The 17,400-nt window shown below is 61.2% G+C and carries 17 protein-coding genes; 11 read left to right on the forward strand and 6 right to left on the reverse strand.

Annotation, left to right across the window (positions count from 1 at the left end):
* Positions 1-118 precede the first annotated feature (118 nt).
* Positions 119-1,030 (forward strand): prohibitin family protein, encoded by a 912-nt coding sequence (locus ACFE70_RS07320; protein WP_375417073.1) that lies wholly within the window; start codon positions 119-121, stop codon positions 1,028-1,030.
* A gap of 87 nt (positions 1,031-1,117) precedes the next feature.
* On the opposite strand, the gene ACFE70_RS07325 is transcribed toward ACFE70_RS07320, so the two are convergent.
* Complete coding sequence (locus ACFE70_RS07325; RefSeq protein WP_375417074.1) at positions 1,118-2,503, reverse strand: RagB/SusD family nutrient uptake outer membrane protein; 1,386 nt, start codon at positions 2,501-2,503, stop codon at positions 1,118-1,120.
* A 42-nt stretch (positions 2,504-2,545) separates the two neighbouring features.
* Entirely contained in the window at positions 2,546-5,683 is a 3,138-nt protein-coding gene (locus ACFE70_RS07330; RefSeq protein WP_375417075.1) for a SusC/RagA family TonB-linked outer membrane protein, read from the reverse strand.
* 253 nt (positions 5,684-5,936) lie between these two features.
* Between ACFE70_RS07330 and ACFE70_RS07335 the strand changes: the two genes are divergently transcribed.
* From ACFE70_RS07335 to ACFE70_RS07350, 4 genes are all read left to right on the forward strand, one after another.
* Positions 5,937-7,109 carry a ribonuclease D gene (locus tag ACFE70_RS07335; protein WP_375417076.1) on the forward strand — a complete coding sequence of 391 codons (1,173 nt, stop codon included), beginning with the start codon at positions 5,937-5,939 and terminating at the stop codon, positions 7,107-7,109.
* A 14-nt stretch (positions 7,110-7,123) separates the two neighbouring features.
* Positions 7,124-8,149, forward strand: coding sequence for an endolytic transglycosylase MltG (gene mltG / locus ACFE70_RS07340; protein WP_375417077.1), 1,026 nt, complete (start codon positions 7,124-7,126; stop codon positions 8,147-8,149).
* A gap of 196 nt (positions 8,150-8,345) precedes the next feature.
* Positions 8,346-8,792 (forward strand): D-aminoacyl-tRNA deacylase, encoded by a 447-nt coding sequence (gene dtd / locus ACFE70_RS07345; protein WP_375417078.1) that lies wholly within the window; start codon positions 8,346-8,348, stop codon positions 8,790-8,792.
* A gap of 36 nt (positions 8,793-8,828) precedes the next feature.
* On the forward strand, positions 8,829-9,155 hold the full coding sequence (locus ACFE70_RS07350; protein WP_375417079.1) for a nucleotide pyrophosphohydrolase: 327 nt from the start codon (positions 8,829-8,831) through the stop codon (positions 9,153-9,155).
* 19 nt (positions 9,156-9,174) lie between these two features.
* Here ACFE70_RS07350 and ACFE70_RS07355 read toward each other — a convergent pair whose 3' ends face one another.
* A complete protein-coding gene (locus tag ACFE70_RS07355) occupies positions 9,175-9,894 on the reverse strand; it encodes a 2-phosphosulfolactate phosphatase (RefSeq protein ID WP_375417080.1) in 720 nt (239 codons plus the stop codon).
* A 137-nt stretch (positions 9,895-10,031) separates the two neighbouring features.
* Positions 10,032-11,132, reverse strand: a complete 1,101-nt coding sequence (gcvT, locus tag ACFE70_RS07360) for a glycine cleavage system aminomethyltransferase GcvT (RefSeq protein WP_375417081.1) — start codon at positions 11,130-11,132, stop codon at positions 10,032-10,034.
* A 191-nt stretch (positions 11,133-11,323) separates the two neighbouring features.
* Here gcvT and ACFE70_RS07365 point away from each other — a divergent pair, with 191 nt between their 5' ends.
* The 3 genes from ACFE70_RS07365 (at position 11,324) to ACFE70_RS07375 (ending at position 13,845) form a co-directional block, all read left to right on the forward strand.
* The gene (locus ACFE70_RS07365; RefSeq protein ID WP_375417082.1) at positions 11,324-11,698 is read left to right on the forward strand and encodes a CZB domain-containing protein; all 375 of its coding nucleotides are present in this window, start codon (positions 11,324-11,326) and stop codon (positions 11,696-11,698) included.
* Between the two features lie 93 nt (positions 11,699-11,791).
* Positions 11,792-13,360 (forward strand): ATP-binding protein, encoded by a 1,569-nt coding sequence (locus tag ACFE70_RS07370; RefSeq protein ID WP_375417083.1) that lies wholly within the window; start codon positions 11,792-11,794, stop codon positions 13,358-13,360.
* Positions 13,361-13,401: 41 nt separating this feature from the next.
* On the forward strand, positions 13,402-13,845 hold the full coding sequence (locus ACFE70_RS07375) for a response regulator (RefSeq protein WP_375417084.1): 444 nt from the start codon (positions 13,402-13,404) through the stop codon (positions 13,843-13,845).
* 95 nt (positions 13,846-13,940) lie between these two features.
* On the opposite strand, the gene ACFE70_RS07380 is transcribed toward ACFE70_RS07375, so the two are convergent.
* A complete protein-coding gene (locus ACFE70_RS07380) occupies positions 13,941-14,504 on the reverse strand; it encodes a ribonuclease HII (protein WP_375417085.1) in 564 nt (187 codons plus the stop codon).
* 128 nt (positions 14,505-14,632) lie between these two features.
* The gene (locus ACFE70_RS07385) at positions 14,633-14,884 is read right to left on the reverse strand and encodes a hypothetical protein (RefSeq protein ID WP_375417086.1); all 252 of its coding nucleotides are present in this window, start codon (positions 14,882-14,884) and stop codon (positions 14,633-14,635) included.
* A 474-nt stretch (positions 14,885-15,358) separates the two neighbouring features.
* Between ACFE70_RS07385 and ACFE70_RS07390 the strand changes: the two genes are divergently transcribed.
* The 3 genes from ACFE70_RS07390 to gatC all read left to right on the forward strand — a co-directional run bounded on the left by ACFE70_RS07390 (position 15,359) and on the right by gatC (position 17,343).
* Positions 15,359-15,940 (forward strand): NUDIX domain-containing protein, encoded by a 582-nt coding sequence (locus tag ACFE70_RS07390; RefSeq protein WP_375417087.1) that lies wholly within the window; start codon positions 15,359-15,361, stop codon positions 15,938-15,940.
* Between the two features lie 176 nt (positions 15,941-16,116).
* Positions 16,117-16,932: a lysophospholipid acyltransferase family protein gene (locus tag ACFE70_RS07395; protein ID WP_375417088.1), complete on the forward strand. Its 816-nt coding sequence runs from the start codon at positions 16,117-16,119 to the stop codon at positions 16,930-16,932.
* A gap of 123 nt (positions 16,933-17,055) precedes the next feature.
* Positions 17,056-17,343 (forward strand): Asp-tRNA(Asn)/Glu-tRNA(Gln) amidotransferase subunit GatC, encoded by a 288-nt coding sequence (gene gatC / locus ACFE70_RS07400; protein WP_375417089.1) that lies wholly within the window; start codon positions 17,056-17,058, stop codon positions 17,341-17,343.
* Positions 17,344-17,400: the final 57 nt, after the last annotated feature.

The following is a 17,400-nucleotide window of genomic DNA, read 5'->3' on the forward strand; positions in this document are numbered from 1 at the left end:
GCAAGTGATGCGTGAGGAGAATAAGCCGCTGTTTGAGCACGACTAAGCCCCGTCATTTGTTCTATCGGCGTGGCGGCCTGACTGGGCGGCTGCGTCTCACTTTTCGCCGTTTTCACTTATGACACTGGCTTTTTTAGGATTCATTTTAGTGCTGCTGGGCCTCAATGCGGCCCGGCTCTCGCCGGGCCTGGAGCGCCTGCGCGGGCTGCTCACGCTCGGCGGGTTGGGCCTGCTGATTGCGGGGCTGGCCCTGAGCACCGTGGTACAGATTGGCGTCGGCCAGGTGGGGGTGCAAACCTTGTTTGGCAAGGTCGAAGACCGGGTTTTGCCGCCGGGGCTGAGCGTCGTTAATCCGCTGGTTGACGTGACCCGCTTCGACACCCGCACCCAGAACTACACCATGTCGGCCACGCACACCGAGGGTCAGCAGGCCGGCGACGATGCCATCCGGGTGCTCTCGGCCGACGGCCTGGAAGTGGTGATTGACCTGACCGTGCTTTACCACGTCGTGCCGCAGCAGGCGCCCAAAATCCTCTCCACCATCGGCGAGGATTACCAGGAGAAAATCGTGCGCGCCATCTCCCGCACCCGTATCCGCGACAACGCCGTTTATTACGACGCCGTGGCCTTGTATTCCAGCCGCCGCGACGAGTTCCAAACCCGCATCCTCAACGCCATCGAGAAGGATTTTCAAGCCAGCGGCCTAAAGCTCGACCAGCTGCTGATTCGTAACATCCAGCTCCCGCAGTCGGTGAAGACCAGCATCGAGAGCAAGATTTCGGCCGAGCAGGATGCGCAGAAGATGCAGTTTGTGCTGCAAAAGGAAAAGCAGGAAGCCGAGCGCAAGCGCGTCGAGGCCCAAGGCATCGCCGACTATCAGCGCATCGTCAACACCGAGTTGAGCGACAAGCTGCTGCAATACGAAACCATCAAGGCCAACCAGGCCATCGCCACCTCGCCCAACGCCAAGGTCATCATCATGGGCGGCGGCCGGGGCCCCGTGCCGCAGCTGCTGCTGGCGGATAAGTAGGGGGGTAGGGAATAGTTTAATGTAAAAAGGTCCCTGGCAAGCAGCCAGGGGCCTTTTTATTATTTCTTAAAGACCGATTAGCAACCCTTAGTACCCCTCATTCTGTGTCAGGTTAGGATTCACGGCCACCTCACGTAGCGGAATGGGCAGAATTAAACGCGGAGAATTCCAAGGCAATACTACGCCATCAGGGTCTGTTACCGATTCTTTGTTGCGCTTGACATCGCCGAGACGGAAACCCTCAAAGGCCAATTCCAGCTTGCGCTCCCGTAGAATAGCGGTTAGCAAATCAGCGTTTGACATAGTAACTGGCAGGGCTTCCAGTCCTACCCGGACCCGGACCCGGTTCAAGTCGGCCAACGGGGTAGCGCCCACAGTTGTCCCAGCTCGCAGATTCGCTTCCGCACGGGTCAGATACATTTCAGCAAGACGCATCAGCTTGATGTTGCCATACTGTGAATTAAACTTGTCGCTATAATTCTGACTAGCAGTGAAGGTGAACAGGTCGAGCCGCTCATCAGCATCCTCATACAAGTCTAAGTGCTTCTCTTCTACGCTGATATCGCCGCGTTGAAAGTAGAAGGTATTAAGCTCGTTGACTCCACTTTGCGCTGAATACTGAAGGGCGAAGATGTCTTCTCTGGTATTAGCAAGTAGGTCTTCGCCTGAATAAAACTCACCTACATAGCTCTCGCTGAGCACGAAGCTACCAACAGCCCTGTTGGCCGAGGCTGCCGCCTCCGAAAAGCGACCCTGTTGCAAGTATACCCGTGAGAGCATTCCAGAGGCCGTATTAGAAGTAGCAAAAAAGGTAAATTCAGGCGACCCGATGGGTATTCCTGGCCGCATCTTAGTTTCCGCATCAGTCAGGTCAGTGATAATCTGCGCGTACACCTCAGCTACTGTGTTTCGGCTTATTTGAACGCTGGCGTCAATCACCCCGGTAGGAGAAAGCACTAGGGGGACGCCAGGGTTAGCCGAAGGGGTGCCGTCGCTCCAGTCTTTGGCGTATAGCCGAACCAACTCGAAATACATGGCACTGCGGATGAACTTGGCCTCGCCTTCTACCCGCGCCTTCTTAGTGTCCGTGTCGAGCTTGTCCAGGTTAGCCAGCACATTGTTAGTGCGGTTGATGACATTGTAGGCATTAATCCAGATAGCTGCCGCATAGTCGTTATCCCGCTGAATAGCCTTACGGTTGAATTGCTGCGGGGGCACGAAGGTGCCCACGAAGGTGATTTCACCATCATCAGCCAGCAAGTCCGACATCAACTGAATATAGCCACCATAGGCCTGGATATTTTGAATGCCCGTGTAGCAACCTATCAAAGCGGCCTCGACATCAGATGAGGTGGACAGCGCCCTTTCGGCTCTCACGTCATTAACCGGCTCAATATCCAATTTCTTATCGCAACTGGTCAACGAGCCCACCAAAAGCAGCGCCGTTAGTAGCGCCCAAAATGTTCTTTTCATGTGAAATTATTGGTCAAAGAGAAAGACACGCATTTCTGCACTCTATAAGCCGACATTGATACCAAAGGTGAGGGTGCGGGGCTGGGGCGCGGAATAAAAATCAATGCCCTGATTGATATTTCCCTGGGTAGCCGTTACGCTGCCTTGCGCGCCGGTTGAAGACAAATAGTCAGCATTTACTTCCGGGTCCCAACCTCCGTATTTGGTAATAGTGAGTAAGTTGAGAGCTTGCACGTACACCCGGACTGACTGCAAGTACCCTTTCTTCACGAGCGTACCGGGCAGATTGTAGCCCAGCGTGATGGTGCGCAGGCGGCCGTAAGAGCCATCGCGGACGAAGCGCGACGAGAGGCCGGTTCCAATGCCGCTGCCAAAGCTCGCCCGCGGCACGTCGGTGATGTCGCCAGCCTTCTGCCAACGTCGTAATTGGTCACGGGTCTGGTTGTCGGCTCCGTTGTTAAAGCCAACCGAGTAGAATTGCGCGCCGCCGTCGAACACCTTGTTGCCGAATATTCCAATAAAGGTGGCACTCAGGTCAATGCCTTTGAAGGTGAACGTATTGGTCAGACCGCCAGTCCAACGGGCATTAGGGTCGCCCAAAGGCACCAGTTCCGCCTCGTTGATATTGCTGGTTGTGCCGGTAGCGTGGTCAATGGTTCCCGTGCCGGTAGCGTCTTCATTGGACCTGTTGAGGTAGTAGAGCGCATTGCCGTTGGCAGCGTCTACGCCAGCATACTCGGGGCCGAAGAAGGTGCCGATTGGGTATCCTTCCTGTGCCCGACTCAGGAAGCTGCCCAAGATGGGCTGCCCCCGCAGAAACGTGACCTCATTTCTGTTGCGGGCTGCATTGACGGTAGTGGTCCAACTAAAGTCGCCCACGAAGTTGCGGGTAGTCAGGGCAAACTCGATGCCTTTGTTCTCCATGTTGCCCACATTCTGAAACTGGCTGTCAAAGCCCGTGGTGGAAGGCACCGGCACGCTCAGAGCCAAATCGCTGGTCTTTTTCTGGTACACGTCCACCTCGCCGCTGATGCGGTTATCGAGGAAGCCAAACTCCAGGCCAGCGTCTGCCTGCGTGGTTGATTCCCATTTCAGGTCGGGGTTGCCGATTTGTGAAGGCCGCTGACCCGGTACGCCCACGTAGCCCGACGTGCCTGAGAACAAGCTGAGGGGCGCGAAATCGGGAAAACCTTGGTTACCAGTGCGCCCAATGCTGATGCGTGGCTTGAGAAAGCTCAGCACCTTCTGGTCTTTGAGAAAGCTTTCCTCGGTTGCTACCCAGCCAATTGAAGCGGCGGGAAAGAAGCCGTAACGGTTGTTGTCGCCGAAACGAGACGAGCCGTCAACTCGAGCACTGAGGCCGAGCAGGTATCTACCGGCAAAAGAATAATTGAGGCGCGCGAAATATGAAAGCAGCGAATTGCTGGTGCCTGATGAGTTGCCAGCCGTAAACGTGGCTGCATTTACAACGGTGCGGTAAGCGTCGCTGGCGAACTGCGTACCTGAGACGTTGCGGTAATCGTACTTGCGCTCTTCGTAGGCCGTGCCCAGCGTGGCCTCGATAGAGTGCTGCTCGGCCAGCGTTTTGCGGTAAGAAAAGAAATTGTTGGTGATGTAGCGGGCGCTGGTGGCGTGGGCGCTAAAGCCAAAGCTGTTCGTGCGGCCGGAGTTGCGACCCGTGATGCGCGACAAGTATTGGTCCTCATCCTGATTAAGCAAATCTACCCCCAACTCCGACCGGAACGAGAGGCCAGAGAGGATTTCCACTTGTGCGTAGACGTTGCCTAGTGCCCGGTAATTGAATGAGGTATAAGTGGCGTTATTGTTCTCCAGGCCCAGCAGTGGGTTGTAGTAGAACGGGTAGTTATCGTTCGGCTGGCCTACAAACCGGCTGTCAGGGTCTACGTCCAGCGCGCCGCTGGTCAGGCCAGTGCGCGGGTCAATTAAAGGCGTAATTGGAGCCAGCGCCACGGTTTGCATCGGGTTGCTGAAGGCGTTGTCGTTGGGCAGGCGATTGTTGCGAGTGCGCGAGAGCGCTACGTTCACCCCCAATATCAGCCGGTCGCTGGCCGTATGGTCCACGTTGAGGCGTGAGGCAATCCGCTCCAGTTTATTACCCCGCAAAATCCCCTCCTGATTGCTGTATTGGCCTGAGACGAAAAACTTAGTTTTATCAGTACCGCCGCTGGCGTTTAAGTCGTACTGGCTGAATGTACTGGTCTGAAAAATTTGGTCCTGCCAATCGGTATTTACTGTGTAGTTAGCGTTAACATCCACTCCGCCAGCATAGTCCTTGAGGCGGGCAGCGATGTTGGCGGGCACTGCCCGTGAGCCGCCTCTGTTCCTGAGCGCCTCTGTAAGAAGCTCAGTATACTCCGCGGCATTCAAAAAGTCGCGCTTGCGGGTTGCTTCGCTCTGGCCATACTGATAGCTCAAGTTGAAGCGGGTAGCGCCGGCCTTGCCGCGCTTGGTCGTGATGAGTACTACTCCGTTGGAAGCGCGAGAGCCATAGATGGCGGAGGCGGCCGCATCCTTCAGCACTGTAATGCTTTCGATATCATTCGGGTTGATGTCGGCCAGCGGATTGGTTGGAGCGCTGGTCGAGGAAAAGCCGTCCGTCTGAATTGGAATATTATCAATCACGTACAGCGGCTGCGTATCGCCGCTCACCGAGGATGTGCCGCGCACCCGCACTTTGATGGCTTGACCGAGCTTGCCGCTAGAATTCTCAATCACCACCCCAGCCGCTTTTCCCTGGATTGCCTGCTCGAATGTTTGCACCGGAGCATTAGCAATATCCTTAGTCGTCAGGGTCACCACCGAACCCGTCAAGTCGGCTTTTTGCTGCGTGCCGTAGCCCACTACCACGGCTTCTGTTAGTTGAGTAGCACTCACGGGTAACGTCACGTTAATCGTGCTCTGCCCGCCTACAGCCACCGTCTGAGCGGTGTAGCCCACCGAGCTGATGACGAGGGAAGCGCCCGGCTGCACGCTCAGGCTGAAGTTGCCCTCGGCGTTGGTGCTGGCGCCGTTGGTGGTGCCGCGCTCCAGCACGGTGGCGCCGGGAATGGCGCCGCCATCGGAGCCTAGTACCCGGCCGCTGATGGCCTGGGTTTGGGCCCAGGCCGGTGCCGCTAACAGCAGTCCCAGCAAAAGAAAGAGTAAGAGTTTCTGTTTCATAAGTCGAAAGGGGTTGGTGTGCAAATTAAGATGGGTAAAACCACAATGAGGGGTGCAAATTAAGCAGCGAATTGCCAAATTAATAATTTTTACGCGCAAAGTACCCCCTAATTGCATCCTTGAACTAACAAAAATCTTTTTTGCAAGTGTTCAGGCATCTATTACATCCAACCCCTTAGCTCATTCCGGTTCCTACCTTTACCTAGCCGGAGCACCTTGGCCGTCCGGCCCCCATTTTACCTGCTTTATATTAATGAGTGCTATCCAGTATCTAACTACCGCTGCCGACGTGGCGCAGGCGGCTACCCATTTTGCCACTTGCCTGCGTATTGGCATCGACCTGGAGTTTGACGATAACCGCTACCGCTACGGCCGCCACCTGGCTCTTATTCAGGTGTTTGACGGCGAAACGGTATATCTGATTGACCCCCTACCCCTGCCCGACATGGCCCGCGACCTCGAGCCCCTGTTCGCGGTGCTGCGCTCGCCCGACGTAGCCAAGGTGTTCCACTCTTGCAAGTCGGATATTCTGTTGCTCGACGAGCTGTTTGGCGTCACCTGCCGTCACATCGTCGATACCAGCGTGCAGTTTACCTTGCTCACGGCCGAGGACAACAACATCTCACTGGGCCGCCTCATTCAGCAGGAGCTGGGCCTGACTGTGGACAAGGGCGAGCAGAAGTCAAACTGGCTCAAGCGCCCGCTCACAGAGGCCCAGAAAGAGTACGCCGCCAACGACGTAGTGTACCTGTTCCAGCTCACCGACCTGCTCGCGTCCCGGCTTCGGGAGCAGGGCCGCGCCGAATGGGCCGCCCAGGAAAACGAGGCGCTGGAAGCCGTGCGCTACGGCCGCGACGAAACCCGTCCCTGGGGCCGGCTGGCCGGCAAGTTCCGCATCGCGCCGGCCGAGCTGCCCTTGTTTCGGGAGCTGTACCTGCTGCGCGACGCCGTGGCCCGGCAACTCGACCGCCCCAGCTACATGGTGATGAGCAACGACCGCCTGGCCGAGTTGGCCCGCGAGCCCATCCAGACTGCCGCCGAGCTGCGCCAGGCCGCCGGCCTGCACCCCGACCTCAAACGCAGCCCCTACGCTGAGCAGCTCGTGGCCTTGGGCACCGCCGACCTGGCCGCCGAAGCTGCGGTGCCCGCCGAGCAGCGCCGCTTCCCGCTGCGCCGCCGCCTCAGCGGGTCGCAGACCGCCAAAGCCGATGCGCGCGAAAACCTGCTCAATCAACTCAAAACTCACCTCACGCAGGACGAAGGGCCGCTGCTGGCCAACCTCGTGCTCAGCAACCGCCTCATTGGCGACATCATCGAGCAGGGCGCCGATGCCACGCTGCGGCCCTGGCAGCAGGAGCTGCTGCGCGACGCCGCCGAGCGGCACGGGCTCCAGTACGAGAGCGTGGCCGCGCCCTTTGCCATCTGAACCACTGATTGCCTATGCGCCGCTGGCTTCTGCCACTCCTTTTCCTGCTGAGTGCCGGCACCTACGGCACCTGGCGCCTGCTCTACCGGCCGGCCCCTACCCCCTCGCCCGACGGCGATGCCTACCTCTACATCCGCACCGGGGCGCCGTTTCGGGCGGTGCTGGATTCGCTGAATGGGCCGGCGTTGCTGCGCGACTCAGTTGGGTTTCGCTGGCTGGCCGAGTGGCGCGGCTATCCGGGGCGCATCCGCGCCGGGCGCTACCGCCTGAGCCCGGAGCTGGGCAACCTGGCGTTGCTGCGCCGGCTGGAAAATGGCGAACAAGACACCATCGAGCTGGCAGTAAAGCCGTTTCATTACCTGCCCGCTCTGCCTCGCCGAGTGGCGCCGCATTTGGAAATCGACTCCGTGCAGCTGCAAAAGCTGCTGGCCGACAACGCCGGCCTGCGGGCGCGCTACGGCCTCGATACGGCCACGGTGCGCACGCTCTTTATTCCGGGCACCTATGACCTGGTGTGGAATACGAGCCCGCGGGCCCTGCTCGACACGTTTGCGGCGCGGCACCGCCGGTTCTGGACGCCGCAGCGGCGGGCGCGGGCCGACTCGCTGAAAATGAGCCCGGTGCAGGTTAGTATTCTAGCCAGCATCGTGCAGCGCGAAACGGCGCAGCCCACCGACAAGCCTCTGATTGCCGCCGTTTACTTGAACCGCCTGCGGCGGGGCCAGCCCCTGCAGGCCGACCCGACCTTGCTCTGGCCCCAGCACGCGCTGGGCACCCGTCGCCGGGTGCTCAATCTGGATAAGAAAGTCGATTCGCCCTACAACACTTACCGCCACAAGGGCCTGCCGCCGGGCCCCATCACCACGCCCCTGCCTGGCTCGCTCGATGCGGTGCTGCAGCCCGCCCGCAACCAGAACCTGTTTTTCTGCGCCCGCCCCGACGGCAGCGGGTTTTCCGACTTCGCCGAAACCTACGCCCAGCACCGCCGCAACGCCCGCCGCTACCAGCACCGCCTCGACAGCCTGGGGGTGAGGCGGTAGCTTCTGGCTTTGCCGGACGAGCGGGGGGTAGGGAATCGAGAATTAAAAGAAGGTCAGGCTGAGCGCAGCGAAGCATCTTGCCAGGAAAAGTAATCTAATCGTTGTTAATTATTGATTAGCCAGCGGGCAAGATGCTTCGCTGCACTCAGCCTGACCTTCTTTTAATTCTCGATTCCCTACCCCCTACCCTAAACCAATGCGCCTTGTCATTCAGCGCGTCCAGGCCGCGTCTGTCGTCATCGAAGGTCAGCTTACCGGGCAGATTGGCCCCGGCCTGTTGGTGCTGGCCGGCTTCGCCCCCACCGACGCGCCCGCGGCCCTAGTTTGGATGGCCCGCAAGCTCACGCAGCTGCGCATTTTCCCCGACCAAGCCGGCCAGATGAACCGCAGCGTACTCGACACCGGCGGGCAGGTGCTCGTCGTCAGTCAGTTTACGCTCCTGGCCGATGCGCGCAATGGCAACCGCCCCAGCTACGCCGGAGCGGCGCCGCCGGCCGTGGCCGCGCCGCTGTACCAGCAGTTTGTGGCCCTGGTGGCCGAGCTGCTGGGCCAGCCCGTGCCCACGGGCATCTTCGGCGCCGACATGCAGGTGAGTTTGGTGAACGACGGCCCGGTAACCATCGTGCTGGATTCGCCGGCCTGAGTTAGCGTAAATTGCTGGCTTCAATGTAACCTCGCTATGACCCTCGAACAAGCCCAGGCCACTGTGGATGAGTGGATAACCACCACCGGCGTCCGCTACTTCAATGAGCTGACGAATATGGCCATTCTGACCGAGGAAGTGGGCGAGGTGGCCCGCCTCATCGCCCGGCAGTATGGCGAGCAGTCGTTTAAGGAATCGGACAGGGGTAGGGAATTGGGCGATGAGCTGGCCGACGTGCTGTTCGTGGTCATCTGTTTGGCGAATCAGACGGGTGTTGATTTGACCGAAGCGCTGCGCCGCAACCTGGAAAAGAAGACCCGGCGCGACAGCCAGCGCCACCAGAACAATGAGAAGCTGAAGTAGCGCAAAACTCTGTTTCGCGCTACCACGCCATCAGCCGGTCTTCGCGCCACTGCGGCAGCACGGCAGCGTAGCGGTCTACTTCCATACAAAACCCGAAATCCTGGCTGGCTTCCAGCGAGTTGAGGCGCCGCACGTGCGCCGACTGGAGCAAGTAAGCGGGCAAATCAGGCTGGGCCTGCTGCCAGAGGTGGCGCGCGGCCAGCGCGGCGTCGGAGCTGCTCACGTCGAAATCCGGGGCCAGCTGCTCGGCCAGGGCGCCGCCAAAAACGGTGTCTTCGAGGCAAAACCGGCCTTTCCAACCGGCGCAGACCACCAGTACATTGGCCTGCTGTTGCCGGGCAAAATCGGCCACGGCGCTCAGGTTGAGGAAGGTGCCAACCACCACGTGCGCCGCGCCCAGCGACTCGCGCAGGGCGCGGGTGCCGTTGGTGGTGCTCAGGGCCAGGGCGCGGCCGGCCACCGGGCGGGCCGGGTCGAGGTACTCAAAGGGCGAGTTGCCCAGGTCGAAGCCGGGCGCCCGCTGGCCGTCGCGCTCGGCGGCCGTGAGGCAGCCGGTGACCCGGCCCAGGGCCGCGCACTCCTCCAGCGAGGCCACTGGCAGCACGTGCGTGACGCCCGCCGCCAGGGCCGTGACGATGGTCGAGCTGGCCCGCAGCACATCGACGATGACGGCGGTTTGGCCACTCAGGTTGTAGAGCGGCAGCAGTTCCGGCGAGAAGCAGAGGTCGAGAACGGGCATAGCCAAAATAACTGTCGTGCTGAGCCCCGCGAAGCAGCTTACCACGCCTCAACGAGCGGTAATTAGCTGATTACTGCATCGTTCTAATGATGAGAAGGTCCTTCGCAAGCTCAGGATGACAGACGGGGGGTAGGGATTTATTCCGTGCCTTTTACCAGCGGGAGCTTGGCCACGGTGGCGGGCAGGCTTTTGCCGCGCACCTGCACGAAAATGGCGGTGCCAGGCGCCGCAAACTCGGTGCGCACGTAGCCCAGCCCTACCCCCCTGCCCAGCGAGGGCGACTGCGTGCCGCTGGTCACGTCGCCGATTTTGCGGCCTTCGGCGTCCAGCAGCTCGTAGTGGCCGCGCGGGATGCCGGGGCCATCCATGACGAAGCCGACCAGCTTTTTGCTTACGCCGGCTTCCTTTTGGGCTTCGAGGGCCGCGCTGTTGGTGAAAGGCTTGGTGAACTTGGTAATCCAGCCCAGGCCGGCTTCGAGGGGCGAGGTGGTATCGTCGATGTCGTTGCCGTAGAGGCAGTAGCCCATTTCCAGACGCAAGGTGTCGCGGGCGCCCAGGCCGATGGGCTTGATACCGTGGGGCTGGCCGGCGGCCATCACCCGCTCCCAGACCTGCCGGGCGTGCGCGTTGGGCACGTACAGCTCGAAGCCGCCCGCGCCGGTGTAGCCGGTGGCCGAGATGATGACGCCGGGGGCGCCGGCCAGCTCGCCCTGCACAAAGGAGTAGTAGGGAATCGTGCTCAAGTCAACTTCCGTCAGGGTTTGCAGCGCGGCCGTCGCCTTGGGCCCCTGCACGGCGAAGAGGCTGGTTTGGTCGGAAATATCCTCGAGGGTGGCGCCGCTGGTGTTGTGCGCTTGCAGCCAGCTCCAGTCTTTTTCGATGTTGGAAGCATTGACGACCAGCAAATAATCTTCTTCGGCCAGCTTATAAACCAGCAAGTCATCGACGATGCCGCCCTGCTCGTTGGGCAGGCACGAATACTGGGCCTTGCCGGGCGCGAGCTTGCTGGCGTCGTTGCTGGTCACGCGCTGAATCAACTCCAGGGCCTGCGGGCCGGTCACCTTAAACTCGCCCATGTGCGAGACATCAAAAATCCCTACCCCCCGCCGCACGGCGTGGTGCTCATCAAGGTCAGAGGAGTAGCGCACGGGCATATTGTAGCCGGCAAAGGGCACCATTTTGGCGCCCAGCTGCTGGTGCGTCTCGTGGAGGGCCACGGTCTTGAGGGTAACGGTCATTTTGGCAATGGGTGAATGGCTGAATGAGTAAATGGGTGAAGTGGGATGCGGCCACAAAAGAACGTCATCCGGCGGCAAAGCCGGCTTTGCCACCGCGAAGGGGGGTAGGGACCACCTATCTTTACCAGGTCACACCGCGCGGCGGGCTCACTTCACTCATTCACCCATTCACCTATTTACCCATTCACCGAATGACGGCCGAAGACATCAAGCAGGACTTTGAGGGCGCGCTGGTCAAGCACCTGCTGTTCAAGTCCAAGCTGCGCTCCTTTCTCTACGGCACCAACACGGCCGAGAGCCCCATCCGCGACCCGGAGGTGTGCGCGCTGGGCCAGTGGATTCGGGAGCGGCGCCGCGGCGCCTACGCCCACCTGGCCGCCGAAATGACCCAGCTCGACACGCTGCACCGGCGCCTGCACGAGAGCGCCAACCACCTCATGGACCTGCGCCTGAGCGACCAGGGCGACGCCGGCATTGCTGGCCTGGCCTACGTGCAGCCTATGGCCGACCAGCTCACCAGCCTGCTGACCACGCTGCAGGCGCGGCTGCAGGCCGAGGTCCGATAGCCGTGGCCGGGGCCCGCCTGGCTCAACCGCCACGGCGCCGGCTGCGTATCCGGCGGGCACCTTGGGCGGCCTGCTGCTCTTTCAGCCATGAGAATGAGAATCACCCTTGCCGCCAGGCTTCTGGCGGGCCTGCTGCTGCTGCTGGGCCTGTTCGCAGCCGTCGTGCTGGTGAACTACCGCCTGGCCGGGCAGGTGCTGCGCAACTCGCAGGCCGTGGAAACCTCGCAGCAGATTTCGGCCGAGGGCACGACGCTGCTGCGCAACATCATCGATATGGAAACCGGGTTTCGGGGCTACCTGCTCATCGGCAACGAGCAAACCCTCGACCCTTATTACGCCGGCCAGCGCGAGCTGGCCGGCCGCTTCAACCGCCTGCGCGACGCGCTGACGGCGACTAGCGCTGCGCCGGCTCATCTGGCTCACCTCGACGCCACGCAGCGGCTGTTCAGACAATGGGCCCGCTATACCGATTTGATAATCAGCGAGAAGCGTGAGGTCAAGCGGCAATCCGGCAACCGTGGCCTGGATGGGATGCCCCACCGCAATCTGGCCGAGGGCCTGACCGGCAAGCAGCTCATGGACGGTATCCGGGGCCAGATGATGGCTTTTGAGCGCGAAGAAAACGCTAACCGCCAGAAGCTCAGCGCCCGCCTGGCCAGCAGCATCTCGGTGGGGCAGGGCACCTCGGTGGCGATGGCCATCACGGCCCTGGTGGCGGGCGCGCTCTGGGCCCTGTACCTGGTGCGGCTGCTCTCGCGCCGCCTCAGCTCCATGATTACGCTGGCCCGGCGCCTGGCCGGCGGCGACTACAAAACGCAAATCGTGGATGCCGAAAACGACGAAGTGAGCGAGCTGGCCAACATGCTCAACCTGATGGCCCGCACCATCGACACCAACATCAGCCAGCTCGAAAGCCGCAACCGCGAGCTGGACCAGTTTGCCTACGTCGTCTCCCACGACCTCAAGGCGCCGCTGCGCGGTATCGAGAGCGCCTCGCGCTGGATTGAGGAAGACCTGGGCCCCAACCAGCTGCCGGCTCACATCCGTGAGTTTCTCAAGCTGATGCGCCAGCGGGTGCACCGCATGGAAAACCTGATTACCGGCATTCTGGAGCTGGCCCGCGTCGGGCGCGTCGAGCAGGCCAACGAGACAGTGTTCGTGCGCCAGCTGCTGCGCGAAATCCTGGATATGCTCCAGCCGCCGGCCGGCCTGCAGGTCGAGCTGCCGTTCTTTCTGCCCACCCTGGTCACCAACCGGGTGCAGCTCCAGCAGGTGTTTGCCAACCTGCTCAGCAACGCCATCAAGTACCACGACCACCCCGCAACCGGGCAGCTCACCATCGGCTGCGACGATGCGGGCGAGTTCTACCGCTTCACCGTGGCCGACGACGGGCCCGGCATCGCGCCGGAATACCACGAGCGCATTTTCGTGATTTTCCAGACCCTGACCGAGCGCGATACGTTGGAAAGCACGGGCGTGGGGCTGGCCATCGTCAAGAAAATAGTTGAGCGCCAGGGCGGCCGCATCTTCATCGATTCGGCCGAGGGAGCTGGCGCCCGCTTTGTCTTCACCTGGCCCAAGCAGCCGCTCAAGACGACGGTGGCGGCCGTTCCGGCGGTGCTCACAATCCCTACCCCCCCCTCCGTAGCCGTAGCCGCCTGATGTCGCCGCCGGCTGCCCCACCTTACGCTTCTTTCTCCGCCATGTCACCCACTGAAAACAACCCCAGCATCCTGCTCGTCGAAGACGACCAGATGGATGTGATGAACGTGCAGCGCGAACTGCGCAAACAGGATATCGGCGTGCCGCTGCTGCACGCCCGCAACGGCCGCGAAGCCCTCAACATGCTGCGCGGCGAGAACGGCGAAACCAAGATTGCCCTGCCCAGCGTGGTGATGCTCGACATCAACATGCCCCGTATGAACGGCCTGGAACTGCTCGACACGCTGCGCTCCGACCCCGAGTTCGTGGGCTTGAACGTGTTCATTATGACCACCTCGGACCTGGACTCGGACCGCCTGCGCGCCCAGCAGCTGGCCGTGAGCGGTTACATTATCAAACCCCTGACCTTTGATAAGTTCGGCGAAGGCGGCGCCACCGTGGACGGCTTCAGCCTGTTTCTGGACTTGCTGAAGATGAAGCAGTAGGGCGGTGAAATAGTAAAATGGTGAAATAGTGAATTGATGGTCCACACATGTTGCGCAAACGAACCATCAACTCATCATCTCGCTATTTCACCGCTTCACAGCAGCCGAAAGCCGGGCCGGTGCCACTCGGTGGGCCCGTGCGCCCGGATAGCGGCCCGGTGGGCGGCCGTGGGGTAGCCCGCGTTCTGTTCCCAGCCGTAGAGGGGGTAGGCGGCGGCCAGCTCGCGCATCCGCTCATCGCGGAAGGTTTTGGCCAGAATTGAAGCGGCGGCGATGGAGCGGTAAATGGTGTCGCCGCCCACTACGCAGGTGTGCGTCAGGTCCGGATAAGGCGGGAACCGGTTGCCATCGACCAGCAGGCGCGCCGGCCGCACGGACAGCGCCGCCACGGCCCGGTGCATGGCCAGGTAGCTGGCCCGCGCGATATTAAGCGCACCAATCTCGGCCACCGAGGCCTCGCCTACGGCCCAGGCCACGGCCTCGCGGATGATGTCGTGGCGCAGCACCTCGCGGCGCCGGGCTGTCACCTGCTTCGAGTCGTTGAGGAACGCCGGGGCGTAGTCGGGCGGCAAGAGCACGGCCGCGGCAAACACCGGCCCGGCCAGGCAGCCCCGCCCGGCCTCATCCACGCCGGCGGTGTCAAAATCAGCGGGCAGCAAGGAGCAAGAAGGAATTAATGATGAGGAATGAAGAACGGGCAGCTAGTGCGTGGCTCAATCAGGCTACAAAGCAAATGAGCAACGGCGAAAGCGCCATTGCTCATTATTAATTCTTCATTCCTCATGGACTAGTGGCTGCCGGCGGCGCTGCCTTCTTCATTGAAGCCGCCTTCGCCGCGGCGCTGGCCCTGGCGGTCGCGCGGGCCTTCGTCCAATTCATCGTCAGTGTCAGAGGTCAGGAACTCGTCGGTGGCCGGGTCGAAGTCGCTGGGCTGCTGACTCAGGTCGGCTTCGGCCTCCGCGTGCTTGAGGGTGAAGAGCGGGTCGCCGCCTTCGTGGTCCAGGTCGTTGGTGGTGGAGTCGGGGGTTTGCTTGGCCATCAGATGCGCGGGCCGCCCGGAAGGTGAGCGGTGCGGCCCGAACTTTCCTACGCGGGGCGTTGGGGCGGGGTTGGGGGGTAGGGAATGCCACGACAGTAGTGCAGCCTTTATAATCTGTGAGTGCGCCACCTGCGTGTCCGACTCGCGGACTACAAAGGCCGCGCTACTCTGTGCACAAAAAAAAGTCACCGCCGGGGGCGGTGACTTTCTAAGTGGCGCGTCAAACCCAGGACTATCTACCCTAGTCGGTCGGTTGAAACGCCATCGCACGGAGAGGTCCTTCCTTTCCACATTTCCAACCCGTGCGAGGTACTTATGAATCAAATTTACGTTTCTGGCCGGGTGCGGGGCAAGCGTCATTAGTTTAACCCTGGCTTTTCATCGGCCAACCGGCCGGATAGCTCGGCGAAGCCTCCGGCTCCGGCAGGCTGCGTCCTACTTTTGCCGCTTCTCTTGATTCTTACCGCCCCCTGTATGCCCCCTACCCCCCCTCTGCTCGACGAAACTCATAACCCCTGGCAAACACTGCATACCGAGGTCAAGTACCAGAACCCCTGGATATCGGTGCGCGAAGACCAGGTGCTGAATCCGGGTGGCGGACCGGGCATTTACGGCGTGGTGTCGATGAAGAACAAGGCGCTGGGCATCATCCCTGTTGATAATGAGGGCAATACCTGGCTCGTGGGCCAGTATCGCTACCCGCTCAACGAGTATAGCTGGGAGATTCCGATGGGCGGCGGCCCCGTGGAGCTGGACATCCTCGAATCGGCCCGGCGCGAGCTGAAAGAGGAAACCGGCCTGCTGGCCCGCCGTTGGACCCACCTGGCCCGCCTGCACACCTCCAACTCCGTGACCGACGAGGAAGGCTTCGTCTTCCTGGCCGAAGACCTGGAGCAAACCGCCGCCGAGCCCGAAGAAACCGAGGACTTGCGCCTGTGGAAGCTGCCCCTGGCCGAGGCCGTGCGGATGGCCCTCGACGACCGCATCACCGACGCCATCAGCGTGGCCGGCCTGCTCAAGGCTGACCGGGTGCTGGCTGATAGAGCTAAAAGTTGAGCGTTAAAAGTTAAAATTGCCCGTCATGCTGAGCGCAGCGAAGCATCTCGCGTGCAGCACTAATCCACGGTAAACAACGATTGGATTACTTTCCCCCGCGAGATGCTTCGCAGGCTCAGCATGACGTTCTGTTTAGCTTTTAACGCTCAACTTTTAACTGTTTTACCTTTGCCCGTATGCGCCACCTGCTCCGCTACCTCGGCCAGCGCCTGTACACGACGTGGGCCGTTGTCTGGTTTATCGTGCCCTTTCTGCTGATATATCCGTGGCAGTGGCTTTTCAGCCGGCGCCCGCAGTGGCATCCGTATGTGCACGCGCTGAACCGGGGCTGGTCGAAGTCTTCCATCTTCATGTGGGGCGTGCCGGTGCGGGTGCGCCGCGAGACGGCCGGGCTGCTGCCCCAGCCCTGCGTTTACGTGGCCAACCACAGCTCGTATGTCGATATCATGCTTTTGTTCAAGGTTATTCCGGGTTTCCTGAACATGATGGGCAAGGCGTCGCTGGCGCGCGTGCCGGTCTGGGGGCCGCTTTTCGGGCGCGTCTACATCACCGTCGACCGCACCAGCGCCGTGAGCCGGGGCCGGGCGGTGGTGGCGGCCCGCCGCACGCTGGCGGCGGGCCGCTCCATCTGCATCTTCCCCGAGGGCCGCATCTCGCCCACCCCTGGTCAGGCCTTGCTGCCCTTCCAGGATGGCGCTTTCCAGCTGGCTATCGACGCGCAGGTGCCGCTCGTGCCGGTGGGCATGGCCACCAACAACCGCTTCATGCCCGACGTGGCCGGTAGCCTGCGCGTGCGCCATGCCCCGCTCCACATCACGCTGCACGCACCCATCGAAACCAAAGGCCTAACTGCGGCCGACGTGCCGGTCCTCAAGCAGCGCGTGGCCGATATCATCGCCGCCGACTTCCGGCCCGAAGGCCACGGCATCCCTACCCCCAGCACTTGGCGCAACCCCGAATTAACAGCAGCAAAAACGCGGGAACTGGTCTAGCGGTCCAGCTTCGGCTGTGGCCCTGGCTCCAGCCTATGGCCCGGCGCGGCCTCGAAATCCCTACCCCCCTCTTGCCGGCCAGACCAACTCATAACTCATAATTTTTAACTCATAACTCCCAAAGTGAGCACTGACCTGAAAACCCTGCGCGGCCTGGCCCACCTGGCCCGCCTCGAATTTGACGAAACCCGCGAGCAGCAGATGCTCGGTGACCTGAACAAGATTCTCGATTGGGTGGCTCAGCTCGGCGAGCTGGACACGACGGGCGTGGCGCCGCTGGTGCATCTTTCGCAGGAAATCAACGTGCTGCGCGACGATGAGCCCCGCAACACCGTCAGCCACCAGGATGGCTTGCGCAATGCTCCGCGCCACGACTCCGATTACTTCCGCGTGCCCAAAGTGCTGGAGTGAGCAGTGAGCAGTGAGCAGTGAGCAGTGAGCAGTGAGCAGTGAGCAGTGAGCAGTGAG

The sequence above is a fragment of the uncultured Hymenobacter sp. genome, assembly GCF_964243305.1.
In the GTDB taxonomy this organism is placed as follows: domain Bacteria; phylum Bacteroidota; class Bacteroidia; order Cytophagales; family Hymenobacteraceae; genus Hymenobacter.